Genomic DNA, 26320 nt, shown 5'->3' with positions numbered 1-26320 from the left:
CTACCACCCCGGTTTCCAGCCTACCTATGAGGGATTGAAACCTCGTAATTCCTAGCTCAAGTAATGCTTGAGCTAGCGTTTCCAGCCTACCTATGAGGGATTGAAACACATCTCCCCCTTGTGTTCCCTTCTGGCTATATCATAGGTTTCCAGCCTACCTATGAGGGATTGAAACGTTTCTCAAAGTGATCGAATGATTGATAGGCAAATCCGGTTTCCAGCCTACCTATGAGGGATTGAAACTAAGCGATATCCGGATTAACAATAGTCCAGCGCACCGTTTCCAGCCTACCTATGAGGGATTGAAACCTGGGAGGATGTGAACCTAGAGGAAGGTGTCCTGCGCGCTCCTCTTTTATGTCCTGGGAAACCAGAAATATGCTAAAAGAGAACTGATGGGTATAAAGAAAGGTGGGGAGGAGTGGATCTTTTAGCAGGATTTTTGTCGTCGATGTCCAATAATGCAAAAAGTGCCGGGGAACGACGACAAGCAGGTAAAACTTCGGGGGGATTGATAAGCCGCGCTGGTCGAGGTTCCGGGCCGTTTTGCACCTGGTAAGCAGATTGCCGTATTTACGTTTGTGAAACCGGTCGTAAAAAGTGAGCCTTTATACAATGCGGCCCAAACGGGGTTTCCAGCCTACCTATGAGGGATTGAAACAAAGTTCTGGGCGATTATGGATTTACTGATTTATCACAGTTTCCAGCCTACCTATGAGGGATTGAAACTTCGAGGGGATTAATTTGGTATCCCTTAAGGCGGCCGTTTCCAGCCTACCTATGAGGGATTGAAACTTTGTTGCGGGTATTGTGGTTGCAGGGCCTTCAGCCGTTTCCAGCCTACCTATGAGGGATTGAAACGACGCACTGAAATATGCTTGGATTCCCAGGGATGTAAGTTTCCAGCCTACCTATGAGGGATTGAAACTCCAAACGGCTCTTTACATGCGACACGAGAAGATGCAGGTTTCCAGCCTACCTATGAGGGATTGAAACTCAAATCTTTGCCGATACGTCCAGCCGCACTTCTCACGTTTCCAGCCTACCTATGAGGGATTGAAACCCGGTAAACTATCCTCGGAAGCCAGGCCAAGCGGCGTTTCCAGCCTACCTATGAGGGATTGAAACTGCATATACCTCTGCACGCCACGGCCCAGGGGTAGGTTTCCAGCCTACCTATGAGGGATTGAAACCCGACCTGGCCGACCAGGAGGATACTGCCCTGGTGGTTTCCAGCCTACCTATGAGGGATTGAAACAAATGCAATACCTTTGGTGTTTGCTCGAAAACGAAGGGTTTCCAGCCTACCTATGAGGGATTGAAACAGACGTGCTCTTCCCAAAACTGCTTTTCTGCTTCAAGTTTCCAGCCTACCTATGAGGGATTGAAACCCTGTTTCTTTGTCTACCCATGTCAGTATTGCCGGTGGTTTCCAGCCTACCTATGAGGGATTGAAACATGAGGGATACACCCTTACGAACTGCCAAAATCACGCGTTTCCAGCCTACCTATGAGGGATTGAAACTTGGCCTAATGTGCTCATATGGAACACCCTTTATATGTTTCCAGCCTACCTATGAGGGATTGAAACGTAGGTGGGCGCTATTTGTTGCCCGCCACGCCCACCGGGTTTCCAGCCTACCTATGAGGGATTGAAACACGTGGGCAATACCCAAGGTTCGGTAGACGGCTGGCAGTTTCCAGCCTACCTATGAGGGATTGAAACAAGGGGAGATGCTGCCCTACCTGCTAGCCCTGCCGCCGAGTTTCCAGCCTACCTATGAGGGATTGAAACTATGTTCTTATTAGCCGTATTATGGTATCGGTTCGGGTTTCCAGCCTACCTATGAGGGATTGAAACACGCCACACCTTCGCCACCCGCCTGCTGGAGTTAGGGTTTCCAGCCTACCTATGAGGGATTGAAACACTTCTGCCACATGCTTATAGTGTGAAGCTTTCCCGGGTTTCCAGCCTACCTATGAGGGATTGAAACATGCCTAACCGCGTGTGATAATCGGGCAATATGGCGGTTTCCAGCCTACCTATGAGGGATTGAAACTTTAGAGTGGAGACGACCAAAAATATAAGAAATCTATGTTTCCAGCCTACCTATGAGGGATTGAAACTCCGGGTCGCCTACGCAGAACCAGGTCAGCGGTCCCAGTTTCCAGCCTACCTATGAGGGATTGAAACTCGTCAAGACCCCTGACACGGAAGGAAAACAGTTTCGTTTCCAGCCTACCTATGAGGGATTGAAACCCAGTTGCTTGTATTCGTACAACCAGTGTCGTAAAGGGTTTCCAGCCTACCTATGAGGGATTGAAACCAATAGAGCGTCTCTCTCAATTCACCGAAAACAAATGTTTCCAGCCTCTCTCAATAAGGTTGAATAATCTTCGTTAATCTCACAATTTCAGCCATTTTCATTTTTCAGCAGGGCTATGACTGATAATGATGCCCAGTTATGCCTTTGTCTGGAAGGTGGTGTATACAGAAATACCAGGGCTGCTTGTGTGACAATTTTTCGCGCGCTCTTTTCTCCACACTTTACCCTGGCGATATACCCTCTCATGTCTCCCGGGATACCAATGAACCGTACCGGCTCCGGACTTTCCTTCGTCCCACCTGTCCAGGGGTGGAGGCCATTGTGCTACCTAACAGGGTCTACTTACCCTCATGGTTTGATTTTTGGCTCTCCGCGCTGCATGATTGTCAAGGTCCATGTGGCAAGGGCATTATAACGGTACAATGTTATGATGCAGCCAGCACCTTCCGCCTGCAGCCCGGTAGAACGGAAGGAAAGCCGTGGCAGGTACAGGCCGTTGCCTGGATACCGGCCTAAGCGGCTACTTTTGCCACTGGTCTAACCGGTTCGGCATGTACTAAGGCCGGATGGCTTTCAGGCAAAACCAAATCCCGGTTATACGCCATTCCCTTACGTGCCAGGGCAAAGATGATGCGCAAAAGCCTGCAGCAAATGGCCACCAAGGACTGCTTTCCTTTCAATGGGTTGTTGGGCCTGGTGGTGTAATAGTGGTGAAGTATCGAAAATTCCTGCGTTCTGGCCACCAAAACCAGGGCTACCCGGAAGAGCGCGCAGCGCAGCTTTGCTCTGCCCCGCTTGCTGATGCGGGTCCTTCCCTTGTGGGTGCCTGAACTGTTTTCCACCAGGTTCAGGCCGGCCAGCTTTATTAACTGCCTGGCATTGCGGTAGTTGTTCAGGTCGCCCACTTCGGAAACTATGGTGGCCACTTGCAGTATGCTCATTCCCGGGATGGTGAGCAGGTACCCGGCATAAGGGATTTCCCTCAACAGTTCTGCCAGGCGGGCCTCAACCAGCTCGCATTCCTTGAGGATTTCCTTGACCCGGCGTAGCTGGTAGCGGAGCTCCATCCTGGCGCCTTCAAGGCCATCTCTTACACCCACCGAGGTCCTGGCTTTATCCTTTAGGAGCTCAGCATGCTTGAGCCCGACCCGGTTATGAGTGGCCTGACTTAAAACGGCAGCCACTTCATCTACCGGCTTTTCAATGAGGTCAGCCGGGAAAGGGAAATTATCCAGGGCAGCCATGGCGGCCTTTCCTTCAACAGACTTGAAAACGTCTTGAAACTCCGGAAAATACAGGTCCAGAAGGGTGTTGATTCGCGCTTTGCTTTGCTGAAGGTCTTTGTTTAACCGTTCCCGGAAGTTGACGAGATTACGGATATCCGCTATTACGCCGGCTGGAATGTGCGGGATGTAGAAACGACCATCCCTGGCCAGGCGGGCAATTACCCCGGCATCCTTGTCATCCCGTTTGGTTGGTGAATTGTCGTCCAGTTCCTTGGCCTTTTTGACATGGTGCGGGTTGACCAGGACCACCGTAATCCCTTGCGTTTTTAAGACACAGGCTAAGGGGAGCCAGTAATGGCCGGTAGGCTCCATGGCCACCAGAACTTTAGACAGGCCGTGTTTAAACTGGATCGTCCTGATTTGCTGGACTAGATCACCAATGCCGGATATGGTATTCTGGAATGGGAACGGCTTGTGCAGTCCCTCCCCCCGGAAATTGATCATTTGGGCGTAGTGGGTATGCTTGGCCACGTCTACACCCACAATTAAGGTTTCAGGTGTGATCATGGCAAGCTTCTGGGAAAGGGGATTGTACATCGCTGATCCCTCCTGGTATTGGTGGTTTTGGGTTTTGGCATTTACACCATACCAGGATTTTTTCTTTTCCTCAAGCCCCACTACTCCTGTTTACGGGAATGCTACCTATGAGGGATTGAAACGCAGCCACTTCCATGCGGCCCGAACCACGGTCTTTTGTTTCCAGCCTACCTATGAGGGATTGAAACATTCCTGCCAGAAACCACAGTTCGCCAGTTGTAAATGGTTTCCAGCCTACCTATGAGGGATTGAAACGAATTTGGCTATCATGTAGCACCCACGGAAGGCCCCGTTTCCAGCCTACCTATGAGGGATTGAAACACTGAAACCCTGAGGTGGTTAGCAAGTTCGGTAACAGTTTCCAGCCTACCTATGAGGGATTGAAACTTGTGTGGAGTGCTTTCAGTATAAGGTTGCCCACTCCGTTTCCAGCCTACCTATGAGGGATTGAAACCCGGGGAGCCGGTCCAGCCATTTCAGAGAAAACTCCGTTTCCAGCCTACCTATGAGGGATTGAAACCATTCGTTTGCCAACTCGATTTTGCGCGGTTCCCTGGTTTCCAGCCTACCTATGAGGGATTGAAACCTCCGCAGGCAGGCATGTTATCCTTTCCGTTAATTTCGTTTCCAGCCTACCTATGAGGGATTGAAACATTAATTCCCCCGTCCGGGTACCGGAAGAAAACTTGTTTCCAGCCTACCTATGAGGGATTGAAACCCAGTAGAATCCGGATTCTCCCTTCCTGAATCGCTCGGTTTCCAGCCTACCTATGAGGGATTGAAACGGATTTTTGCATAATCGGAATCGTCGTTAAAGCACGGTTTCCAGCCTACCTATGAGGGATTGAAACGTAATAGCAGCCGTTAAAAGCGGTATATTGGCCAGAGTTTCCAGCCTACCTATGAGGGATTGAAACCAGTAACCGTTGTCGTTTTGCTTACAATTTCTGCATGTTTCCAGCCTACCTATGAGGGATTGAAACCCTTCAGCAAGGAAAGGTTCCTGACACACATCCCGCCGGTTTCCAGCCTACCTATGAGGGATTGAAACAGATGATCCGCGCCGTTGCCGACCGGATCCGCATGAGTTTCCAGCCTACCTATGAGGGATTGAAACCCGGCGGCCTGGCACTGTGCCCGGAATGCCACGACGGTTTCCAGCCTACCTATGAGGGATTGAAACCCAGGCAGGCGTACCCACCTGGTAGGCTGATCAAGGGTTTCCAGCCTACCTATGAGGGATTGAAACTGTAGGGGTATATACCATACCGGTGTGGATATATTTGTTTCCAGCCTACCTATGAGGGATTGAAACAAGCTTACGAAGACATGCACGGCCTCCGAGTGCGGGGTTTCCAGCCTACCTATGAGGGATTGAAACGTGTTAGCTTGAGATCTTATTACCTCCAACTGATGGAGTTTCCAGCCTACCTATGAGGGATTGAAACTCGGGTACACTACTTCGGTGACTGCATCCACTGTAGGTTTCCAGCCTACCTATGAGGGATTGAAACGTCCTATCGACCGAAAGGATAGGGTCGCCGCCCACATCGTTTCCAGCCTACCTATGAGGGATTGAAACCCGAACAGATTTATCAGGCATTTGCCAGGCAGGACGGTTTTACCTCGATGTTGGCCGGTCCTATTTTGATCAGTAAAGTATGGTCCTCTTCTATAAATGACTGGTTGCTTATTTCCACCGGCAGCCACCGGTTTGATTTTCCTGGGGTAACTCCGTTCCGGTCTTTAAACTTTCGCAGCCAGTACCATAACTGCCTGGGGCTGATGCCTTCATGGGCGGCGCACCATTCTCTGACGCTTTGCCCACTCATCCTGTATTCGGCTATTCGGGTTTCCCATAGCGCTTCCCGTTCGGCTTTGGTCATAAGAAAAAATCCTCCTCATCGAGCTTATTTTTTGAGCATTCCTGTAATGCTTTAGAGAGGGGTTGACCAATAAAAAGACCTCCTGGTACAAAAAGGTTAGAGCAAATTCCAAACGTACCGGAGGTCGAGATTAATGACGAAACGAAACAAAAACCTAAAAGAGATTCGCAGTGTTCACACCCTGATTGTAGGCGTCGACATCGCCAAAAGGACCCACTGGGCCCGCACGCTGGACGGGTCAACAGGCATCGAAGTGGGCAGCGCCTTCTCTTTTCAGAATAGCATAAACGGCTTTTCCCGTCTACTGGGTAGAATGCACCGAGTCAAAGAACAAATCGGTGCGCAAAACATCGTCGTGGCCATGGAGCCTTCCGGCCACTATTGGAAACCCCTGGCCAGCTACCTGATCAATACCGGTATCCCGGTGGTGATCGTCAATCCTTACCACGTCAAAAAGCAAAAAGAACTCGACGATAACTCGCCCACCAAAAACGACCGGAAAGACGCCCTGATCATCGCCACTTTAACCTGGGAAGGACGCTTTTTCCACTGCTATCTACCCAAAGGGATCTGGGCCGAACTTCGAGGGTACACCCAAAACCGCCATCAGCAAAAGGCCAAACTAAACTCTGCCCAGAACAACCTGGTGGCAATCCTGGACGAGTATTTTCCCGAATATCGCCGTATTTTTAAAAACCTTCTGGGGAAGGCCTCCCTGTACATTCTGACCCACCGGCCCTTCCCCGCCGACCTAAAACAGCTCACGGTAGAAGAGTTGACCGCTGAACTTAAGGCAGCCAGCAGCGGGAAAGTGGGTCAAAAACGGGCCGTTCTTTTACTAGCCGCCGCCCAGGAATCCATCGGCGTGTCGGAAGGTTTAGATGCCGCCCGTCTGCGCCTTACCCAGTGCCTGGAGGAAATCTCCTTCTGGCAAAAGCAATTGACCCAAACCGAAGCGGCCATGGAAAAGGCCCTGGCCAAAACCGGCTTAGCCGAATACCTTTTGAGCATCCCCGGAATCGGAGTCGTCACTGCCGCCAGCTTCTTAGGGGAAGTGGGGGATCTTACCCGGTACGAAGACTGGCGCCAGATCCGCAAACTGGCCGGTTACAACCTAACCATAAACCAATCCGGAGATTCCAAAAAAGGGGTTACAAAGATCTCCAAGCGGGGCCGGGCGGGGTTGCGGAGCATCCTCTACCAGGCTGCCCTGGTCCTGGTGGCCAAAAATCCCCAGTTCAAGGCACTCTATGCTTACTTGAAAACACGGGGGGAAAACACGCTGAAAAGTAAGCAGGCCCTGGTAGTAATCGCCTGCAAACTCCTCCGGGTAATGTTTACCCTGACCAAAGAAAAACGCCTCTACGACCCGGAGAAGGTCTTGGGCAGCTATCGCCGGCAGCAACTGGCGACCTAAAAGGCTCATGCCCTTAGGGGGGTGCCCCTTCTGAAAAGGTGCGGGGGGCCTCCTTCTACCCACGTAAAAGAATCATCAGCAAAGGTAAAAAATCTTGGGTGGGGGAAACCGAAAAAACTTCCATTAGGGCATGACCCTGCTTCTGAGTAACGGTGCCCCACCCGCCCCCATTATGCTGAACGAAGGAATGTAAGGGCTTTTGACCCCGGGAGACATGATAGGGTAAGCAGGGGGCGAACAGGTGGGTTAGACCACCCAAGATAAATTTTTTAAAAATGGCAGATAGAGTGAGCTTTTTAGAGCATCAATGAAAAATATTGAGATAGGAAGATTATCCCTTAAACTTGGGTATTGTGCCAAGGTGGGTTGTGTTTGACGCTTACGTTTCCAGCCTACCTATGAGGGATTGAAACTGGTCCAGATGGATGCAGCCGTCGCAGTTATCGTTTTGGTTTCCAGCCTACCTATGAGGGATTGAAACCGATGATATAATTGGTGTCAATCACTGTATCAGCCGTTTCCAGCCTACCTATGAGGGATTGAAACCTTATATTGTCCATGGTTTATTTCATCTCCCTGTATTGGGTTTCCAGCCTACCTATGAGGGATTGAAACTAATAATGCTTGTTTACGAGTATGATAATCTGCTTCAGTTTCCAGCCTACCTATGAGGGATTGAAACCAGATCCACAAACAGGAGAAAAGGGTGTTTTTGATTGTTTCCAGCCTACCTATGAGGGATTGAAACTAGGCAAAATTGTGCGCCGACAGGCTGCATGGGGAGTTCGTTTCCAGCCTACCTATGAGGGATTGAAACCCAAAGTGGAGCCTGTGTGATGGAGGTGTGTCATGAAGTTTCCAGCCTACCTATGAGGGATTGAAACCCTCGCGGTAGCAGTTGGCGTGGTACGTCTTGCCGGTTTCCAGCCTACCTATGAGGGATTGAAACACTGATTCCGGAATCATTCTCTACCAACTCCGGAGGTGTTTCCAGCCTACCTATGAGGGATTGAAACGCTCCTTCAGGATGCAGCCCAAAAGCGCCTTTTCTAGTTTCCAGCCTACCTATGAGGGATTGAAACAAATAGTTCATTCTTGTTGACAACAACGCAAGCAGTAGTTTCCAGCCTACCTATGAGGGATTGAAACAACGTTCTGATGGTGTATGCTTCTCCGTTTAGGTAGAGTTTCCAGCCTACCTATGAGGGATTGAAACACGTAGGCTGCATGTTTGGAACGTCCATTGCTCCCGTGTTTCCAGCCTACCTATGAGGGATTGAAACAGAAATACCGGGAAAAGGTGGCTGCTGGCGGCCTGGTTTCCAGCCTACCTATGAGGGATTGAAACTCCCAGGAAAATCCTTACGGTGAGTAAACCCGGGCCGTTTCCAGCCTACCTATGAGGGATTGAAACAAACAACGAAAAGATGTAAACGCATTTCTGGCAACAAGTTTCCAGCCTACCTATGAGGGATTGAAACTGGCATGGATAATCTCGCTTGAGAGGGTGTTTTGCGTTTCCAGCCTACCTATGAGGGATTGAAACAACATGTTCTGAGAAAAGTGGAATTCGCTATGATGGGTTTCCAGCCTACCTATGAGGGATTGAAACAATACACATATCGGTTTCATTCTCACATTCCCCTTTCGTTTCCAGCCTACCTATGAGGGATTGAAACATTATGGCCCCGTCTTTGGCTCCGTCTATGACAGGCTGTTTCCAGCCTACCTATGAGGGATTGAAACGGGGAAGGAGGAAGAGTATGAAGCGTTTTCTAGAAAGTTTCCAGCCTACCTATGAGGGATTGAAACGCCTCGGACACTACCACATACACATCTACTGGCCTCGGTTTCCAGCCTACCTATGAGGGATTGAAACCGCCTTTCAGATTCGTCTCGTGCTCGATGTCGTCATGTTTCCAGCCTACCTATGAGGGATTGAAACAATGGGACATTGGCGATGCTGGACTGTTTTATCCGTGTTTCCAGCCTACCTATGAGGGATTGAAACATTGAACTTGGGATTATCCCACGAAAATCTCTCACGTGTTTCCAGCCTACCTATGAGGGATTGAAACACTTGAAAGGGCCGCTCATGGACGAAATTAACGAAGCGTTTCCAGCCTACCTATGAGGGATTGAAACCCTTAAGCCTTATTCTTTGCAATATTGAACTTATTTCGTTTCCAGCCTACCTATGAGGGATTGAAACTTCTTTGAGGGCGTTGTCCCAAAAATCGTGGAAAATGAAGGTGGCGGCCCTCAATCCCCTGTGATATAACAGGGGTAGACAAACCAAACCAAAGGAGGTAACCGCCACCAATGCCAGTATATCACAAGAAGGCTAAAAACCCAATATCCCCTGATAGTTTTTCTAACCTGCCCGACCATGTACAGGTATCTTTGAGGGAAGCTATAGGCAGTGCCAAGGATGGCCTCCTGGCCCTCTCCATTACCGTGGGACTGAATGTTCTTAAGGCCATGATGGAAGCTGAGGTGGCCGAGATAGTCGGACCTAAAGGCAAGCACAACCCAAACCGGCAAGCTGTGCGCCACGGGAGCGAGAAAGGCAGCGTAGTTCCGGGCGGTCGGAAGGTAGCTGTCCGACGGCCCCGGGTACGCACCACAGACGGCAGAGAAGTAAGGCTTAATACCTACGAAGCTTTTCAGGACGAAAGGTTCATTACCGAATCGGTTTTGGAACGTATGATTTGCGGCTTATCCACCAGGAACTATGAACACGGACTTGAACCCGTAGGCGAAGAGGTACCCGCTCAGGGGATCTCCAAAAGTACCATCAGCCGGCGATTTATCCATGCGACTCGCAAGGCCCTGGAGGAACTGCTCAGCAGGCCTTTGGGGGACAAACGCTTTTTGGTTTTGGTAATTGATGGGGTCATGTTTGCCGGCCACACGGTGGTGGTTGCCCTGGGCATCACGGCCGAGGGAAAAAAGGAAATTCTGGGTTTATGGGAAGGAGCTACGGAAAATGCCACGGTTTGCAAGTCCCTGCTTGCCGACCTTGTAGCACGTGGCTTGAAGGCGGAAGAGGGGATACTGGTGGTCATAGACGGCTCCAAGGCCTTGAGGCTCGCGGTCAGAGAAGTTTTTGGGGAACGGGCTGTGGTGCAAAGGTGCCGGGTGCACAAAAAGCGTAATGTATTGGAACACCTGCCCGGGGAAGCTCGGGGGTGGGTGGGTAAAAAGCTAAACCAGGCCTGGGCAGAAAAGGATCACCGTAAGGCTCTGAGTGAACTAAACAGGCTGGCCGACACTCTTGAAGAAAAGTACCCCGGGGCGGCAAGGAGCCTGCGTGAAGGGTTGGAGGAGACACTTACCATAACCCGACTGGGCTTACCTGAAACTCTGCGGAAGAGCCTATGTTCGACGAATTTGATAGAATCAGCTTTTGACAAGGTTAGGGTTGTTACCCGGAACGTAAAGAGGTGGCGCAGTGGGATGCAGGTTTTGCGCTGGGCAGCAGCCGGGCTGCTTCAAGCAGAGAAGGGGTTTCAGCGTCTCAAGGGATATCGGGAGCTGCCTTTATTGGCCACAGCGTTGCTTGAAGTCATCACTACTCCAAAATCTTCCATGGCAGTGAAAACAGCTTAAAATCGCGAAAAAGGGCGCTACCGAAATTCCACGATATTTAGGACATGCTCTCTTTGAGTTGCTCGCTCTTATCTGGAGCAATTAGTGTTTCCAGCCTACCTATGAGGGATTGAAACTCCAAACCAAGATCTCCCAATATTTCTTCTCTAATTGGTTTCCAGCCTACCTATGAGGGATTGAAACGAAATTTTCCCCAAAACAAATAAGCCCCATACGGGGGTTTCCAGCCTACCTATGAGGGATTGAAACCCTATAAGCATATGCGGCCCATTTCCTCATAGCGCGGGGTTTCCAGCCTACCTATGAGGGATTGAAACGGACTATTTTATTTTGCATTTCAAAATCAATAAATGGTTTCCAGCCTACCTATGAGGGATTGAAACGGGGTTGTTCAGCGCGAAGGATAACCTGGAAAGCGAGTTTCCAGCCTACCTATGAGGGATTGAAACGTCAAAGTAGCCATATTAATTCCCCCTTACTTAATTGTTTCCAGCCTACCTATGAGGGATTGAAACCGTTATATTCCCCCTTTCACAAGACCTGTTTTTAACGTTTCCAGCCTACCTATGAGGGATTGAAACTCTTGGTAGTGATTACTTTTTTGCAAGGTGCTATGCAGGTTTCCAGCCTACCTATGAGGGATTGAAACCTGGGAATCAGACATATTTGTAAGCATACACTGCAGTTTCCAGCCTACCTATGAGGGATTGAAACAGCGTACTGTTTGGGCATCAGGGCGTGTTTCCCCTGGTTTCCAGCCTACCTATGAGGGATTGAAACCATGAACCCATAAAATCCTTTTATTTTGCAGGTAAAGTTTCCAGCCTACCTATGAGGGATTGAAACGGGCGCTGGCGACAGTGCCGGTGTGGATCTGGCTGGGTTTCCAGCCTACCTATGAGGGATTGAAACGCTCATCACCACTAGGAAGCAACTGCTTCATCCGGCTCGTTTCCAGCCTACCTATGAGGGATTGAAACGGTACAACCACAACTTTTACATCTTTGCTGTTGCACGTTTCCAGCCTACCTATGAGGGATTGAAACGCGGTCGATGCCAGCGGCAATAAGGGGGAAGTCCTGTGTTTCCAGCCTACCTATGAGGGATTGAAACACATAAGAAGCAAAGAAGGTATAGAAGAAGTAAAAAGTTTCCAGCCTACCTATGAGGGATTGAAACTTCGGGGGCGAACGGTAAAATAGCGCCCCCGAAATGGTTTCCAGCCTACCTATGAGGGATTGAAACCTCCGGGGTGGCCGCCCGGAGCCTGACGAGGCAGGCGTTTCCAGCCTACCTATGAGGGATTGAAACCAATTGAAGGTTTTCCCGGATGTAAAAACCCCGTTATGTTTCCAGCCTACCTATGAGGGATTGAAACTATTGCAGCCTACACGGGAATGCGCTTGGGGGAAGTTGTTTCCAGCCTACCTATGAGGGATTGAAACCCAGTTTACTGCTTCCTGTTTGGTACGGAAAACAGGAGTTTCCAGCCTACCTATGAGGGATTGAAACCAGGATAGCCCCGTTCTGGCTTTTTTGCCAGGTTTCGTTTCCAGCCTACCTATGAGGGATTGAAACGCGAAGCGTCGGGGGGTGGCCCAGCCGCTCCTGGTCGTTTCCAGCCTACCTATGAGGGATCGAAACGGGTTAAACCCTATACCGTAGGCGGCTTTGCCGGGCGTTTCCAGCCTACCTATGAGGGATTGAAACAGAAGTACGAGAACTGGGCTCGGGCCATGAGCGAGGGTTTCCAGCCTACCTATGAGGGATTGAAACCCTTGAATGAAAAGCATAACTGCAAGTTGTTTACTCGTTTCCAGCCTACCTATGAGGGATTGAAACAGGTCAATCCCAAATGGTGGGGTCCTCCCTGTTTTTTACTATTTTCCGAAAAGTGTTGCAATCACTCTCTTAACCGGTTATATTTTGATTAAAAATACACTTGGGAGTGACTGCAATGCATATAGTAAATGTGACAGATCTGCGGAGGAACATTCGCGAGGTTCTGGCGGAAGTAATTCGCTCAAAAGAACCGGCGGTAATCCTTCAGCGGTCAAAGCCGGTTGCTTACCTGGTCGACGCTGAAACGTTCGAGAGATCGCGAAAGTTCGATGAAATGGACGTGTTGACACAAACCAGGAAAAAAAGCCTGGAGAGGATGCTTCAGTTAAGGGCCAAGGTGGCGAAGAGGACAGGTATAAAGAGTGATTCTACAAAACTGATCCGTGAAATCCGGGAAGGATTGAGTCGTCATGAGTAATTATATCTGCCTGGACACTTCGGTTTTGATCAAGGTGCTCATGGAGGAGGAAGATAGTGACAAAGCAACGACGCTTCTGCAAAGGATTATAGACCACCGGCAGCTCATTGTGCTTCCCGCATTCGCGTGGGCTGAAGTAGGTACTGTTCTGAGAAAGAAGCGTAGAAGAGAGGAATTAGCCGTTCAGGAAGCAGATGATCTATGGTTGGAGTTCCGGCAATTTCCCGGGATAGAGTACCTTAATGATGACTCGATAATGGACCTGGCCTGGAAAATCAGCCGCCACTTTGATATGCCTACGCTTTACGATGCGGCTTTCCTGGCGGTTACCGAGGTGGTGGAGGAGAGAACCGGGGAAGGATGTGAATTCTGGACTGCGGATGAAAAGCTGGTTAACCTTTTAAACGGACGAAGGAAGTATGTAAGATTGTTGAAAGAATTGGAGTAAGGGGAGCGTAATTTCAGCGCGCAAGCCAATTACTATATTCCATGGCGTGCTCGATGAGGAGACCGGTGCAGCCTACCGGGCCATCTTCATCATCAACCCCCAGGGTCGTATTGAATATTACTGCAGCCGGTCATCAGGCGGGACTTTGAAAGGGCCGGGACGATTTAGGAGGTTGAGCGATGTAGCGTGTTATGATCGCACTGGCCAGCGAGCAACGTATGCAGAACGTCATTCCGGTATTCCAGAAGGGGCTGGGGTTCGAAAAGGTGTACCTGATCCGTTCAATCGATGCAGACCAACCGGGGTCGCACTTTGCCCGGGCCGTGTCGGACGTTAAGGAGCCGCGACAGGTGGGACGTGGACGTTGTACGGGAACATCTGGGCATCACGGCGGAAGGGCATAAGTGCTACTCATACACCGGCAATCAGTGGCGGCTCAAAGTGACTCGCGCCATTGATGTGACTACGGTGGAAAAAATTCTGTTTGCGCCATGGTTGGGCATCCAGGAAAGCTTCGAACAGGCCGTACCCTTGCGGCCCCTTGGATGACCATGGCTTCGTGCGGACCTGGGTGGAACTGCACTCCTCGGCAGATGTGGCCCGATAACCCGGCTTTTTTTATTTTCGCTATTTTTCAACAAAAAAAGACATTTTTTAACAAGGAGATTGTGAGTTTGATATCCTGTTCCAGTGGACACTCGAAAATGAACCTCTTGATGGGGAAAAATTGGCCGCACTCCGACATGAACTGGCCGACATGGTCATTTACTGCCTGTCGTGGCTAATGTAACGAAAATTGACTTGTCGGAGGCGATGCAGTAAAAGATGGAAAGCAGGGGAAGTGAAAAGAAACTACTCGGCCGTGTAAAATTTAAGTAAGTATGTACCAGAAGGAGAACGACCCCCAAAAAAAAGAAAAAAAGAAATGAAACCTCCTTTGACTGGAACTCTATTACTTGAATATGTTATTTTGACTGGAACTCTATTACTTGAATATGTTATTCTGTAAGTTGAGAAAGCTTGTTGTCTTCGTGCTCTTGCTTGGTGGCCTGGAATTCCAATGCTCCGGCGAGTTCAGTATATGCGTCACGTCTGCTACCTAAAAGTAAGGCCGGAGATCTGCGGATTACCCGGGGTTCTATTTACCGACGAAAATGCGACCAAGCAATACGCATAGTAGGAAGGAGGTAAACAATGGGGCTTCTCTGAGAAAATAAGGCCCGGTAGTTACTCCGATGAAGGGAAATATTCGCTGATGCAGGTTGGATTGCCGGTAATCTGCAAGGAATGTTCAGTGTACTGTTTGTTAATTACAAGATGATTTGCAGGGGGCGATTTTTATTAAGTCTTTTAATCTTTTCAATGGCATTGCCCGTGAGGACCATTTGGTAGCGGCGGGAATTTACTTACCAGAAGATTATACAGCAATGTTTGCTCAAGGGATAGAGGATTACAAAGACTACCTCCTCCGGCGCTACAACTTCTTGCAAGAACTAACGGAAAAAGAGGCGGTCAGGATTGTCCAGGTTCCCTTCGACAGGGAGTGGTATGTGAAATGGCTCCGGAATAACCCCCACTGGGAGGACGGAGCAGAAGCCAGGAGCGCCTGGGCGCTGGAGATGGCGAAAAATCCGGCGGCTCTCGAAAAAGTTCTGTCTTTACATCCTGTTCTGCCTGCGCCGCCCCTGGACGAAGAGCTTACCGTGCTGGTGTTTTACGGCATCATCCCCGTAGTGCTGGAAGATCTTAGAGAAGTCGGCGCTGTTTCCGGGAGGTTGCCGCACGAAGATATCGAGCGGATTGCGCTTGAAGCGCGGCAGTTTTTCGCAGACGTTCCAGAATTCAGTATGCTTTCCCCTTTAAGGTGCAGGGGTATGCGTATTTTTGTAGGCGATCGGCTTGTTGCGCCTCCGAAGGCCAGGGCATTTGAAGATCACGTAAAAGATGCGGCCTGGGAGTTGCTAAATACTGGAGAAATCGTGATACCCGTTTCCTCTGCCTGCCGGGTGAGACGGTCGGATCTGGAAGACGACCTGGCGGGGGAGGGTCCGTTATTGTTGCTACCCCTTTTCCCGGTGATACTGGTCGGGGCGGCATCTGAGATCAATTTCTGCGAAGACCTGGTCGAGGAAAGCCAGGGAAACATTGGGCCGGTAGCGGACTGGCTGAGGGAAATACTCGGTGACAGGCTGAGTTATGACAGGGTCGGCGATGCGGCGTTTGTGCCGGAATACGCTCTGGGGATATTCCTGAAGCATATTGAAGAAAGCATGGGAGAAATCGACATGGAACTGGAAATGGATCTGAGGGAGAGAGTCGGGAAAGGGAAAAAGAACAGGAGCGGATTGAAGAGGATAAAATGAGTTTAAAAGTAAATGTTTTCTGCTGCCGTATAAGGACTCACTCCTCCCCGGAATCATCCAGGCCCCATCTCCAGAGAAGGCGGTTCAATTTCAGGGTAAGGTACCCCAGCACTGCCGCCACCAGGCTGGGGACGTACAGGCCTGCGCCTATGCCCGTGCCCAGGCCGGCGGTAAGCCAGATGCTGGCGGCGGTGGTCAGGCCGCGGATGTGATCCCGGTCCTTGAAGATAATGCCGCCGCCGATAAATCCAACACCGGTGACAATCTGCGCGGCTATGCGTGCCGGGTCCCCCGGCTGGTAGGGGGTTGTTCCCAACAGGGACATGAACCCGTAGCTGCTGATTAAAGTGAACAGGGCCGAACCCAGGCAGACCAGGGCATGGGTGCGCACTCCAGCGGGCTTGTGGCGTATTTCCCTCTCCAGGCCGATGAAAAATCCCACTAAAAAGGCCAGCAGCAGCCTGGCAATCATTTCTTGCAGACTGAGCACCGGGATTCACCCTTTAGATAAGTGTTTAACTGTATTATGATCGGCCCTGCCCGCCGGTTATGCGTGGATGCCTTCTTTAATCCGGGGCTGGGTTGAAAAAACAATGAAGCCTCCGGAATTTTCCCCGGAGGCTTCATTAGAACAAGGCCGATCACTGCCAGATTTTGATGGCTACACTGATGCTAACAGCCAGAGCGGCCAGCGCAATGCCGACGGTAGCCCAGAAAAACCCTTTTATTTCTTGCCTTAGCGAGTTTATCTCCTGCCTTAAATTTGATTCAAAAGTTATCATTTCTTTTCTAAGGCCTTCTTCAACGGTTTTGATTTCTTTTCTGAGGCCTTCTTCAACGGTTTTGATTTCTTTTCTCAGGCCTTCTTCGACGGCTTTGATTTCCTTCCTCAGGCTTTCTTCAACGGCTTTGATTTCCTGCCTTAACCCATCTTCTGTTGAGGATAATTCCTTGCGCAATTCCCGCATTTCGGCCCGCAGGTCCCGTATCTCACCCTGAACCCAGCTTCCCAGAAAGAACATTTGTCCGGCCTGGCGGTATTCCTGTTCATCGGAAGTGGCTGCTATTTCCCTTTTGACCTCTTCCACGGCTGCCACCTGCCTTTCACTTCCAGCATAGCAGGTAAGGGCGTTTCAGGCAAGGAAAAAGTAGGGCAGTATCACACCGTTTCCCCAATCACCAGGTCCACAAAACGGAAGTTCACCGTGTCCACCAGGCCGCGGTTGGTCACCCGCAGTTCAGGTATTACCGGAAGGGATAAGAGGGCCATGGTCATGAAGGGGGAGACCAGGGGGCAGCCCAGCTCCCTCCAGGCCCCTTCCAGGGCGGCCACCATTTCCCGTACCTCTTCCACCGGCCGGTCGGACATCAACCCGGCTATGGGCAGGGGCAGGAGGGCCAGCACCCGGCCGTTCAGCACGGCCGCCATGCCGCCACCGCATTCGGCCAGGGTGTTGGCGGCCAGGGCCATGTCGGCGTCGTCCATCCCCACCACCGTAAGCGTCAAACACAACCCACCTTGGCATAATACCCAAGTTTAAGGGATAATCTTCCTATCTCAATATTTTTCATTGATACTTTAAAAAGCTCACTCAATCTGCCATTTTTAAAATTTATCTTGGGTGGTCTAACCCACCTATTCGCCCCCTGCTTACCCTATCATGTCTCCCGGGGTCAATGCCCTTACATTCCTTCGTTCAGCATAATGGGGGCGGGTGGGGCACCGTTACTCAGAAAATAAGCTCAGAAAATAAGCTCGATGAGGAGGATTTTTTCTTATGACCAAAGCCGAACGGGAAGCGCTATGGGAAACCCGAATAGCCGAATACAGGATGAGTGGGCAAAGCGTCAGAGAATGGTGCGCCGCCCATGAAGGCGTCAGCCCCAGGCAGTTATGGTACTGGCTGCGAAAGTTTAAAGACCGGAACGGAGTTACCCCAGGAAAATCAAACCGGTGGCTGCCGGTGGAAATAAGCAACCAGTCATTTATAGAAGAGGACCATACTTTACTGGTCAAAATAGGACCGGCCAACATCGAGGTAAAACCCGGCTTTGATCCAGCCTTGCTTTCTCAGGTAGTTAAGGTGCTGGTAGCGTTATGCTAAATGAATTTAGTATTATCTCGCCTGCGGCGCCACCGATTTGCGCAAATCCATCGACGGGCTGGCCGTGCTGGTCAAGGAAGGGTTTGAGCTGGACCCCTTCTCTTCCTGCCTTTTCGTCTTCTGTAACCGGCAGCGGGACAAAATTAAAATTCTCCACTGGGACCACAATGGGTTTTGGCTCTATTACCGCCGGCTGGAGAAAGGTAAATTCCCCTGGCCGGAAAGAAGCACTTCTTCAACTATTGCCATTAGCCGCCGGGAACTGCGCTGGCTGCTCGACGGCCTATCGATAGAACAGCCTAAAGCTCATCCCGAGGTAAAAGCACGCACTGTAATATAAAGCACCAGAAAGAAATATTTTCACTTTGTGGTTGATTCTAGAGGGATTCGACGGGTTTCGTCGAATCTTTTATTCATGAACACTACTTCGCAATCTATCGCTGCCATGAATATAGAAGAGCTGCAAAGCCGCTGTCTACAGCTGGAAGAGCAGTGTAGATGGCTGGAACAACAGAATGCCGAGCTGACCGCTAAACTGAATTGGTTTATGGAGCAGTTTCGTTTAAGCAAGAAGTGGCAATTCGGTGTTTCCAGCGAACGGACCAGGTCTTTAGAAGAAGAGCAGCTCTCGCTTTTTAACGAAGCGGAAGTGGAAGCCCGGCCTGAGGCAGTAGAACCTGATTTGGAAACCATCACCTACCAGCGCTGCAAAGGGCGCAGTCGCCGGGAGATGAACCTGGAAAACCTGCCGGTAGAAGTGTAGAGCACCGCCTGCCGGAAGAAGAACGGGTCTGCCCGTGCTGCGGTGGTCCTTTGCATGAGATGAGCACTGAAATACGGCAGGAACTAAAAGTAATCCCGGCCCAGGTGAAAGTGGTTAAACATGTGCGCTACGTCTATTCCTGCCGCCGCTGCGAGCGGGAAGAGATAAGTACTCCCGTTATCACGGCACCTATTCCGGCACCCATACTTCCCGGCAGCCCGGTATCTCCCTCCCTCCTGGCCTACATCATGACCCAGAAATACGGGGCAGGCCTGCCCCTCTACCGCCAGGAGCAGCAGTTTAAGGGTTTGGGGATAGACCTTTCCCGGCAGACAATGGCCAACTGGGTGCTCCATGGAGCCAACACCTGGCTAACCCATATTTATGACCGCCTCCATGAACACCTGCTTAAAAGAGATATCCTCCATGCCGACGAGACGACCTTACAGGTGCTCCAGGAACCCGGGAGGGAAGCTGCTACCAAATCATATCTCTGGCTTTACCGTACCGGGCGGGACGGACCATCAATCATCCTTTGCGAATACCAGACCACCCGGGCCGGCAAACATCCCCGCCGCTTCCTGGCAGGTTTTAAGGGGTATTTACACGTTGACGGCTATGCTGGCTACAATGAGCTTTCGGATGTTACCCTGGTCGGCTGCTGGGCCCACGCCCGTCGCAAGTTTGATGAAGCCTTAAATGCCCTGCCGGAAGATAAACGCAATAAAGCAGTAGCCGCCCAGGTGGGGCTGGAGTTCTGCAACCGGCTCTTTGCCATTGAGCGCGAGTTGAAAGAGGCAACACCGGAAGAACGCTATCAAATTCGCCAGGTGCGCAGCCGGCCTGTGCTGGACGCCTTTTTGGCGTGGCTAAAAAAACAGAAAACGCAGGTACTGCCCAAAAGTTCCTTTGGGCAGGCGGTTTACTATTGCCTGGGCCAGTGGGATAAACTGACCGCTTTTTTGCAAGACGGGCGTTTGGAACTCGATAACAACCGGAGTGAACGTTCCATCAAGCCCTTCGTCATCGGCCGCAAGAACTGGTTGTTTGCCAACACCCCGCGGGGTGCCAAAGCCAGCGCCATTATCTACAGCATCATAGAAACAGCCAAAGAAAACGGGTTAAATCCCTTCCAGTACCTCATTCACCTCTTCGAAAAACTCCCCAACCTGGACCTCCAGGACAAAGATGCCCTGGATCAACTCCTGCCGTGGTCGGAAACTTTGCCTCCTGTATGCCGGATGAATAATTAGCATGTTTTAGCCCCCACCTTGAATGCAAGGGGGGGGTATTTTACGCTTACGGGTTTGCCTGATGCGGAAAAGACGTTTTGTATAATTGGAGCCGCCGCGAGTAAAACCGGGGCACATCCCGGAAACACTTTATCTGTACGCTGGAGGGGAGTTTACCTCCCCTTTTTATTTTCCCGTCTTTCAGCAGCTTACACAGTACCCGGAGTGCATACCCGCCATGTGGTTGCTAGTTATTCCTTTTTTGACCACTGGATTGATAAATTAAAGATACAAATGATATAATTTTCATTGGTAACGTATTAAATTTTTTTATGGGTTCCCTTTTTTATGGGTTCCCTGGTTGAGCTTGCAGCGTGAATGTTCAGGGTAAAAACATAAAAGAAAGGATGAGGTCATGAAAGATATTAAGGGCACTGTGCTGGAAGTTGTTCTGGCTGTTTTACCGGTTACTGTATTTGTGCTCATCCTGCAGGCAGTGCTCCGGTTACCTTCTCTGGTTATGGCGCAGTTTTTGATCGGGGTGGTCATGGTCACCATTGGCTTGATATTCTTCCTGGTGGGCATTCATCTGGGAATGCTGCAAATTGGTGAAGCCACCGGTTCGGCGCTCTCCAGAATTGGTAGGGTCTGGATTCTGGTCCTCTTCGGTTTTCTTTTCAGTTTTGTGGTGACTGTGGCCGAGCCGGATGTCAGGGTTCTGGCCACCCAGGTGGATGCAGTATCCGGGGGAGCCATCTCCAAAGATCTTTTAATTATCTTTGTCGCTCTGGGCGTGGCCATATTTGTGGGACTGGCCATATTGCGGGTGGTTCTGGGTGTTCCCCTGCATCATCTTTTGCTTGCCAGTTACGCCCTGGTCTTCATCCTGGCCGTGCTCGCCCCCGCCGAATTCAGGGCCGTTTCTCTGGATGCCGGCGGCGTTACCACAGGCCCGATGACGGTGCCGTTTATTCTTGCCCTGGGTGTGGGGGTTGCATCTGTTCTGGGGGGTAGAAGCACTTCCGCCGATGGATTCGGCTACGTGGCTCTGGGCTCTGTTGGGCCCATCTTATCCGTGCTGCTGCTGGGAGTGATTTATGGTTGAATGAACTTAAAGTATTTGACGGTTTTGGCCACGTTCTGCTGGAGGTGGCCGTTGCGCTGGCTCCTCTCCTGCTGTTATTTTTAATCCTGCAGGTCTGGTTGCTGAAGTTCAGCAGAAGGAGATTTATCAGAGTTTTAAAGGGTTTTGTGCTGACCTTCCTGGGGTTGTCCTTTTTCCTGCAGGGCGTTTACGTGGGTTTCCTGCCCGTGGGAGAAATAATCGGGAAAACCATGGGTAGCCTGGAGTTCGGCTGGTTAATCATACCGGCTGGTTTTTTAATGGGTTTTGTAGCTACGTTTGCCGAACCTGCCGTCCGTGTGTTAAATTATGAGGTGGAGAAGGCATCGGGGGGTTATATTCCCCAGCAGGTAATGCTTTATACGGTATCGCTGGGGGTGGCCGCCTCCATTGCCCTGTCGCTGTGGAAAGTCTGGCTGGGAATTCCCCTGTGGTACCTGGTAATTCCGGGCTACCTGCTTGCTTTCATACTGGCGCGTTTTTCATCCCCTTCCTTTGTGGCCATAGCTTTTGATTCGGGGGGAGTGGCCACCGGGCCGATGACCGTGACTTTTATATTAACCATGGTTCTGGGCTTTGCCTCGGCTTTAGAGGGCCGTGATCCCTTAACCGAAGGGTTCGGGATGATTGCTATGGTAGCGCTTTCTCCCATTCTGGCAGTTTTATCTTTAGGTCTGCTCTTTAGCAGAAAGGAGAAGCAGGATGAACGCTATCATGCGGAAGTATAAGCTGTTGATAGCCGTTGTGAACTATGGCGTGGCCAGAAAGACGGTAAAGGCGGCAAAGAAGGCCGGGGCTGAAGGCGGGACCACTCTTTTGGGCGAAGGTACGGGGGGCCATCAAGTTTCGGAGATTCTGGGGATCGAACTAGAGCCGGAAAAGGAAATTATTCTTATACTGGTGGATGAAAGCAAGCTGGACGTTGTGCTGCAGGCCGTAATTTCTGCTGCCAGGTTGGATAAACCCGGCCGCGGGATAGCTTTTGTTCTCGACGTGAGCCGGGTGGCCGGTATCTGTCACCTGGGTACCCCCGCTGTACCACCTGAGCAGAATCCGGGAGGAATGGAAATGATAAAGGATGGCGAAGAGGTTTTATACGATTTAATTGTGACCATCGTTAACAAGGGTGATTCGGAAAAAGTGGTTGATGCTTCAAGAAAAGTCGGTGCGGAAGGGGGAACCATACTTTTCGGCCGCGGCACGGGAATTCACGAGAACGCCAAATTGTTCGGTATTCCTATTGAGCCTGAGAAGGAAATCATTTTAACTTTGATTGAACGTCCAAAGAGCGGCAAGGTTTTGGAAGCCATTGTCAATGAAACAGACCTGAATAAGCCCGGAAAGGGCATTGTCTTTGTGCTGGAGGTTGAGAGGGTGGCTGGTATTAATCGCCAGCTCAACAGGATGGTAAGAAAGATGCTTTCTGAAAGTAACCCGCGTTAGTATGTTATGTATAACCACCGGGCTACTTTTATTATCAACCCTCAGGGCCGCGTAGAATACTACTGCGTGTACCCCCGGGAGGTGGGCAGGAACGTGGACGAGATCATCCGCGTTCTCCAGGCCATTCAGTATGCTGCCGCCACGGGTGAAGGTGTGCCGGCCCAGTGGCAGCCGGGCCAGCCGGGGATAAGGCGGGACTTTGAATGGGTCGGGACAATATAAAATACCGCAGGCATTTTCCCCGCCCGGTTTTACGGCGGGCTTTTTTTTTACTCTTCGCCCGGGTCGTCCAGGCCCCATCTCCGGAGAAGGCGGTTCAATTTCAGGGTAAGGTACCCCAGCACTGCCGCCACCAGGCTGGGGACGTACAGGCCGGCGCCGATGCCCGTGCCCAGGCCAGCGGTAAGCCAGATGCTGGCGGCGGTGGTCAGGCCGCGGATGTGGTCCTGGTCCTTGAAGATAATGCCGCCGCCGATAAATCCTACACCGGTGACAATTTGGGCGGCAATGCGTGTCGGGTCCCCCGGCTGGTAGGGGGTTGTTCCCAACAGGGACATGAACCCGTAGCTGCTGATTAAAGTGAACAGGGCGGACCCCAGGCAGACCAGGGTATGGGTGCGCACTCCAGCGGGCTTGTGGCGTATTTCCCTCTCCAGGCCGATGAAAAATCCCACTAAAAAGGCCAGCAGCAGCCTGGCAATCATTTCTTGCAGACTGAGCACCGGGATTCACCCTTTAGATAAGTGTTTAACTGTATTATGATCGGCCCTGCCCGCCGGTTATGCGTGGATGCCTTCTTTAATCCGGGGCCGGGTTGAAAAAACAATGAAGCCTCCGGAATTTTCCCCGGAGGCTTCATTAGAACAAGGCCGATCACTGCCAGATTTTGATGGCTACACTGATGCTAACAGCCAGAGCGGCCAGCGCAATGCCGACGGTAGCCCAGAAAAACCCTTTTATTTCGTGCCTTAGCGAGTTTATCTCCTGCCTTAAACTTGATTCAAAAGTTATCATTTCTTTTCTAAGGCCTTCTTCAACGGTTTTGATTTCTTTTCTGAGGCCTTCTTCAACGGTTTTGATTTCTTTTCTCAGGCCTTCTTCGACGGCTTTAATTTCTTTTCTCAGACCTTCTTCAACGGCTTTAATTTCTTTTCTGAGGCCTTCTTCGACGGCTTTGATTTCTTTTCTCAGGCCTTCTTCAACAGCTTTGATTTCTTTTCTGAGGTCTTCTTCGACGGCTTTAATTTCTTTTCTCAGGCCTTCTTCAACGGCTTTGATTTCCTTCCTCAGGCTTTCTTCAACGGCTTTGATTTCCTGCCTTAACCCATCTTCTGTTGAGGATAATTCCTTGCGCAATTCCCGCATTTCGGCCCGCAGGTCCCGTATCTCACCCTGAACCCAGCTTCCCAGAAAGAACATTTGTCCGGCCTGGCGGTATTCCTGTTCATCGGAAGTGGCTGCTATTTCCCTTTTGACCTCTTCCACGGCTGCCACCTGCCTTTCACTTCCAGCATAGCAGGTAAGGGCGTTTCAGGCAAGGAAAAAGTAGGGCAGTATCACACCGTTTCCCCAATCACCAGGTCCACAAAACGGAAGTTCACCGTGTCCACCAGGCCGCGGTTGGTCACCCGCAGCTCCGGTATGACCGGCAGGGAGAGCAAGGCCATGGTCATGAAGGGGGAGACCAGGGGGCAGCCCAGCTCCCTCCAGGCCCCTTCCAGGGCGGCCACCATTTCCCGTACCTCTTCCACCGGCCGGTCGGACATCAACCCGGCTATGGGCAGGGGCAGGAGGGCCAGCACCCGGCCGTTCAGCACGGCCGCCATGCCGCCACCGCATTCGGCCAGGGTGTTGGCGGCCAGGGCCATGTCGGCGTCGTCCATCCCCACCACCAGCAGGTTATGGCTGTCGTGGGCCACGGTGGAGGCCACCGCGCCTCCTTTAAGATGAAAGCCCCTGACCAGGCCCAGGCCCATGTTTCCCGGCCCGCCGTGCCGTTCAATGCAGGCCACCTTGGCCACATCCAGTTCCACGGAAGACTTGATTTCCCCGTTTTCCACGGGTACTTCCACCTGCCGGTGCAGGGTGCCCACCCTGGCTTCGATTACTTCCATTACCCGCACCAGGGCTTTTTTGCCGTGATGGGCGGCAATGGTGAAATCACCGGCGGCAAGGGACCTGCGCAGGTGCACCGAGTTACGGGCCTTTTCAGGGTAATCGAAGGGCGCCAGGTCAAATAACATCCGCCCTTTTTCGGCCACCATCATGCCGTCCACCATGACCCCTTCCACCTTCATGTCCGCAAGATCGGGGATAAACAAAATATCGGCACAGCGCCCGGGGGCAATGCTGCCCAGATCCCGGGTTACCCCGAAGCACTGGGCGGGATTGATGGTGGCCATCTGGATGGCCCGCACCGGGTCGACCCCTTCCTGGATGGCCCGGCGCACCACGTGGTTCAGGTGGCCCAGGGTAAGCAGGGTTTCCGGGTGGGTGTCGTCGGAAACCAGGATGGCGTAGCGGGAGTCTACCCGGGTTTCGGTGATGCTCTTTATCGTAGCCTTGACATCCTGCCAGGCCGAACCCTCCCGCATCTTGGCGTACATACCCAGGCGCATGCGGGCCAGGGCGTCTTCCATGCGCGTGGATTCGTGGCAGGAGGCGATGCCTGCGGCAATGTAGCCCGGCAGGCCCACTTCCGTTTCCGGAATGGAGTAATGCCCCGTGACCACCTTGTTTGCTTTCAGGGTGGCCTGTATTTCCCCGTGTACCAGGGGATCTCCCGCCAGCACGCCGGGGAAGTTCATCATTTCGCCCAGGCCGATGATCCCCGGCCAGGTCATGGCTTCACGAACTTCCGCCGGCCCGATGCTTGCCCCGGCATCCTCAAAGCCGGGGGCGGCGGGGACGCAGGAGGGCATGGTGGTAAAAACCTTTAAAGGCAGCCTTTCCCCTTCTTCCATCATCAGGCGGATGCCCTCCATACCCAGGACATTGGCGATTTCATGGGGATCCATGAAAATGGTGGTGGTGCCGCAGGGGATTACCGCCCGGGCAAACTGGGTGACGGTAACCATGCTGCTTTCCACGTGAATATGTCCGTCCAAAAAGCCAGGTACAAGGTAACAGCCCCCGGCATCGATCACCAGGGTATCCTTGTCGATGGTATGGTCGGCCCGGCCCACCAGCACCACCCGGCCGAGTTTGATAGCCACATCCAGGCCGGGCTGGACTTCGGCGGTATGTACGTTGACCACCCGGCCGTTTTTGATTACCACATCGGCCGGTATTTTCCCCTGGGCGGCCAGGGCCAGATCGGCGGTAACTTCCCACAGGGGACGCCGGTTGGGTTGATATGCCATTTTTTCACCCCGCAAGATGAATGGTTTTTCCACTATATTTATTGTGTGAAAGGGAATAATACCTGCAAGTAAGGGGGAAAACTGCACTTAATTTTTAGTTAGGGCGGTTTTCCCTTTAAAGGGTCTGGTGGTATGGGAGAGCTCTGCATGCACTTT

The 26320-nt window shown here is 51.4% G+C and carries 18 protein-coding genes, 3 pseudogenes and 5 CRISPR repeat arrays (1 of these 26 cut by a window edge); of the genes and pseudogenes, 13 read left to right on the top strand and 8 right to left on the bottom strand.

Going from position 1 to position 26320, the window contains the following annotated elements:
- Nucleotides 1–309: a CRISPR direct-repeat array (repeat unit 30 nt; unit sequence GTTTCCAGCCTACCTATGAGGGATTGAAAC) (it extends 4560 nt beyond the left edge of the window).
- A gap of 322 nt (nucleotides 310–631) precedes the next feature.
- Nucleotides 632–2393: a CRISPR direct-repeat array (repeat unit 30 nt; unit sequence GTTTCCAGCCTACCTATGAGGGATTGAAAC).
- Nucleotides 2394–2839: 446 nt separating this feature from the next.
- Both G7K71_RS04440 and tnpA (G7K71_RS04435) read right to left on the bottom strand, forming a co-directional pair.
- The gene (locus G7K71_RS04440; RefSeq protein ID WP_166343797.1) at nucleotides 2840–4150 is read right to left on the bottom strand and encodes an IS110 family transposase; all 1311 of its coding nucleotides are present in this window, start codon (nucleotides 4148–4150) and stop codon (nucleotides 2840–2842) included.
- 92 nt (nucleotides 4151–4242) lie between these two features.
- Nucleotides 4243–5732: a CRISPR direct-repeat array (repeat unit 30 nt; unit sequence GTTTCCAGCCTACCTATGAGGGATTGAAAC).
- A gap of 13 nt (nucleotides 5733–5745) precedes the next feature.
- The gene (gene tnpA / locus G7K71_RS04435) at nucleotides 5746–6036 is read right to left on the bottom strand and encodes an IS66 family insertion sequence element accessory protein TnpA (protein ID WP_166343795.1); all 291 of its coding nucleotides are present in this window, start codon (nucleotides 6034–6036) and stop codon (nucleotides 5746–5748) included.
- 133 nt (nucleotides 6037–6169) lie between these two features.
- Here tnpA (G7K71_RS04435) and G7K71_RS04430 point away from each other — a divergent pair, with 133 nt between their 5' ends.
- The 6 genes from G7K71_RS04430 to G7K71_RS04405 all read left to right on the top strand — a co-directional run bounded on the left by G7K71_RS04430 (nucleotide 6170) and on the right by G7K71_RS04405 (nucleotide 16136).
- Nucleotides 6170–7453, top strand: coding sequence for an IS110 family transposase (locus G7K71_RS04430; protein ID WP_166343793.1), 1284 nt, complete (start codon nucleotides 6170–6172; stop codon nucleotides 7451–7453).
- A gap of 383 nt (nucleotides 7454–7836) precedes the next feature.
- Nucleotides 7837–9665: direct repeats of the CRISPR family, unit length 30 nt; unit sequence GTTTCCAGCCTACCTATGAGGGATTGAAAC.
- Between the two features lie 110 nt (nucleotides 9666–9775).
- Nucleotides 9776–11065: an IS256 family transposase gene (locus tag G7K71_RS04425; RefSeq protein ID WP_166343791.1), complete on the top strand. Its 1290-nt coding sequence runs from the start codon at nucleotides 9776–9778 to the stop codon at nucleotides 11063–11065.
- A gap of 86 nt (nucleotides 11066–11151) precedes the next feature.
- Nucleotides 11152–12907: direct repeats of the CRISPR family, unit length 30 nt; unit sequence GTTTCCAGCCTACCTATGAGGGATTGAAAC.
- Between the two features lie 115 nt (nucleotides 12908–13022).
- Nucleotides 13023–13325, top strand: coding sequence for a type II toxin-antitoxin system Phd/YefM family antitoxin (locus G7K71_RS04420; protein ID WP_072871586.1), 303 nt, complete (start codon nucleotides 13023–13025; stop codon nucleotides 13323–13325).
- The gene (locus G7K71_RS04415; protein WP_166343789.1) at nucleotides 13318–13773 is read left to right on the top strand and encodes a type II toxin-antitoxin system VapC family toxin; all 456 of its coding nucleotides are present in this window, start codon (nucleotides 13318–13320) and stop codon (nucleotides 13771–13773) included. Before G7K71_RS04420 ends, G7K71_RS04415 begins: the two co-directional genes overlap by 8 nt.
- 357 nt (nucleotides 13774–14130) lie before the next feature.
- The gene (locus G7K71_RS04410; protein ID WP_166343787.1) at nucleotides 14131–14322 is read left to right on the top strand and encodes a hypothetical protein; all 192 of its coding nucleotides are present in this window, start codon (nucleotides 14131–14133) and stop codon (nucleotides 14320–14322) included.
- A gap of 878 nt (nucleotides 14323–15200) precedes the next feature.
- Nucleotides 15201–16136 carry a hypothetical protein gene (locus tag G7K71_RS04405; RefSeq protein WP_243174557.1) on the top strand — a complete coding sequence of 312 codons (936 nt, stop codon included), beginning with the start codon at nucleotides 15201–15203 and terminating at the stop codon, nucleotides 16134–16136.
- A gap of 37 nt (nucleotides 16137–16173) precedes the next feature.
- Here the strand turns inward: G7K71_RS04405 and G7K71_RS04400 are convergent, their stop codons facing one another.
- From G7K71_RS04400 to G7K71_RS04390, 3 genes and pseudogenes are all read right to left on the bottom strand, one after another.
- Nucleotides 16174–16626, bottom strand: coding sequence for an MgtC/SapB family protein (locus G7K71_RS04400; protein ID WP_166343783.1), 453 nt, complete (start codon nucleotides 16624–16626; stop codon nucleotides 16174–16176).
- A 151-nt stretch (nucleotides 16627–16777) separates the two neighbouring features.
- Nucleotides 16778–17224, bottom strand: coding sequence for a DUF1640 domain-containing protein (locus G7K71_RS04395; RefSeq protein WP_166343781.1), 447 nt, complete (start codon nucleotides 17222–17224; stop codon nucleotides 16778–16780).
- Nucleotides 17225–17295: 71 nt separating this feature from the next.
- A pseudogene (locus G7K71_RS04390) lies at nucleotides 17296–17637 on the bottom strand (adenine deaminase C-terminal domain-containing protein); the annotation flags it as partial.
- 277 nt (nucleotides 17638–17914) lie between these two features.
- Between G7K71_RS04390 and tnpA (G7K71_RS04385) the strand changes: the two are divergent.
- The 7 genes and pseudogenes from tnpA (G7K71_RS04385) to G7K71_RS19780 all read left to right on the top strand — a co-directional run bounded on the left by tnpA (G7K71_RS04385) (nucleotide 17915) and on the right by G7K71_RS19780 (nucleotide 23024).
- Nucleotides 17915–18241, top strand: coding sequence for an IS66 family insertion sequence element accessory protein TnpA (gene tnpA / locus G7K71_RS04385; protein WP_166343779.1), 327 nt, complete (start codon nucleotides 17915–17917; stop codon nucleotides 18239–18241).
- A gap of 22 nt (nucleotides 18242–18263) precedes the next feature.
- Nucleotides 18264–18581 (top strand): annotated as a pseudogene (gene tnpB / locus G7K71_RS04380) (IS66 family insertion sequence element accessory protein TnpB); the annotation flags it as partial.
- A gap of 105 nt (nucleotides 18582–18686) precedes the next feature.
- Nucleotides 18687–20257: pseudogene (gene tnpC, locus G7K71_RS04375) on the top strand (IS66 family transposase).
- Nucleotides 20258–20651: 394 nt separating this feature from the next.
- Nucleotides 20652–21341 (top strand): DUF1538 domain-containing protein, encoded by a 690-nt coding sequence (locus G7K71_RS04370; protein ID WP_166343776.1) that lies wholly within the window; start codon nucleotides 20652–20654, stop codon nucleotides 21339–21341.
- On the top strand, nucleotides 21338–22087 hold the full coding sequence (locus G7K71_RS04365; protein ID WP_121451951.1) for a DUF1538 domain-containing protein: 750 nt from the start codon (nucleotides 21338–21340) through the stop codon (nucleotides 22085–22087). Before G7K71_RS04370 ends, G7K71_RS04365 begins: the two co-directional genes overlap by 4 nt.
- Nucleotides 22074–22802 (top strand): P-II family nitrogen regulator, encoded by a 729-nt coding sequence (locus G7K71_RS04360; protein WP_207666929.1) that lies wholly within the window; start codon nucleotides 22074–22076, stop codon nucleotides 22800–22802. The genes G7K71_RS04365 and G7K71_RS04360 overlap by 14 nt, the downstream gene beginning before the upstream one ends.
- 93 nt (nucleotides 22803–22895) lie before the next feature.
- Entirely contained in the window at nucleotides 22896–23024 is a 129-nt protein-coding gene (locus G7K71_RS19780; RefSeq protein WP_279221002.1) for a hypothetical protein, read from the top strand.
- A 47-nt stretch (nucleotides 23025–23071) separates the two neighbouring features.
- Here the strand turns inward: G7K71_RS19780 and G7K71_RS04350 are convergent, their stop codons facing one another.
- The 3 genes from G7K71_RS04350 to ade all read right to left on the bottom strand — a co-directional run bounded on the left by G7K71_RS04350 (nucleotide 23072) and on the right by ade (nucleotide 26164).
- Nucleotides 23072–23524: an MgtC/SapB family protein gene (locus G7K71_RS04350; RefSeq protein ID WP_166343774.1), complete on the bottom strand. Its 453-nt coding sequence runs from the start codon at nucleotides 23522–23524 to the stop codon at nucleotides 23072–23074.
- A gap of 151 nt (nucleotides 23525–23675) precedes the next feature.
- Nucleotides 23676–24287 (bottom strand): DUF1640 domain-containing protein, encoded by a 612-nt coding sequence (locus G7K71_RS04345; protein ID WP_166343772.1) that lies wholly within the window; start codon nucleotides 24285–24287, stop codon nucleotides 23676–23678.
- A gap of 71 nt (nucleotides 24288–24358) precedes the next feature.
- Complete coding sequence (gene ade, locus G7K71_RS04340) at nucleotides 24359–26164, bottom strand: adenine deaminase (RefSeq protein ID WP_166343770.1); 1806 nt, start codon at nucleotides 26162–26164, stop codon at nucleotides 24359–24361.
- Nucleotides 26165–26320: the final 156 nt, after the last annotated feature.

It is taken from the genome of Desulfofundulus sp. TPOSR, assembly GCF_011393055.1.
Classification (GTDB): domain Bacteria; phylum Bacillota; class Desulfotomaculia; order Desulfotomaculales; family Desulfovirgulaceae; genus Desulfofundulus; species Desulfofundulus kuznetsovii.
The sequence above is the reverse complement of the archived record's forward strand: the minus strand, read 5'-3'. Positions and strand labels throughout refer to the sequence as shown.

Coding starts and splice junctions, on each gene's coding strand:
- G7K71_RS04440 (WP_166343797.1), bottom strand. CDS start 4,150: ATGTACAATCCCCTTTCCCAGAAGCTTGCCATGATCACACCTGAAACC.
- tnpA (WP_166343795.1), bottom strand. CDS start 6,036: ATGACCAAAGCCGAACGGGAAGCGCTATGGGAAACCCGAATAGCCGAA.
- G7K71_RS04430 (WP_166343793.1), top strand. CDS start 6,170: ATGACGAAACGAAACAAAAACCTAAAAGAGATTCGCAGTGTTCACACC.
- G7K71_RS04425 (WP_166343791.1), top strand. CDS start 9,776: ATGCCAGTATATCACAAGAAGGCTAAAAACCCAATATCCCCTGATAGT.
- G7K71_RS04420 (WP_072871586.1), top strand. CDS start 13,023: ATGCATATAGTAAATGTGACAGATCTGCGGAGGAACATTCGCGAGGTT.
- G7K71_RS04415 (WP_166343789.1), top strand. CDS start 13,318: ATGAGTAATTATATCTGCCTGGACACTTCGGTTTTGATCAAGGTGCTC.
- G7K71_RS04405 (WP_243174557.1), top strand. CDS start 15,201: ATGTTTGCTCAAGGGATAGAGGATTACAAAGACTACCTCCTCCGGCGC.
- tnpA (WP_166343779.1), top strand. CDS start 17,915: ATGACCAAAGCCGAACGGGAAGCGCTATGGGAAACCCGAATAGCCGAA.
- G7K71_RS04370 (WP_166343776.1), top strand. CDS start 20,652: ATGAAAGATATTAAGGGCACTGTGCTGGAAGTTGTTCTGGCTGTTTTA.
- G7K71_RS04360 (WP_207666929.1), top strand. CDS start 22,074: ATGCGGAAGTATAAGCTGTTGATAGCCGTTGTGAACTATGGCGTGGCC.
- ade (WP_166343770.1), bottom strand. CDS start 26,164: ATGGCATATCAACCCAACCGGCGTCCCCTGTGGGAAGTTACCGCCGAT.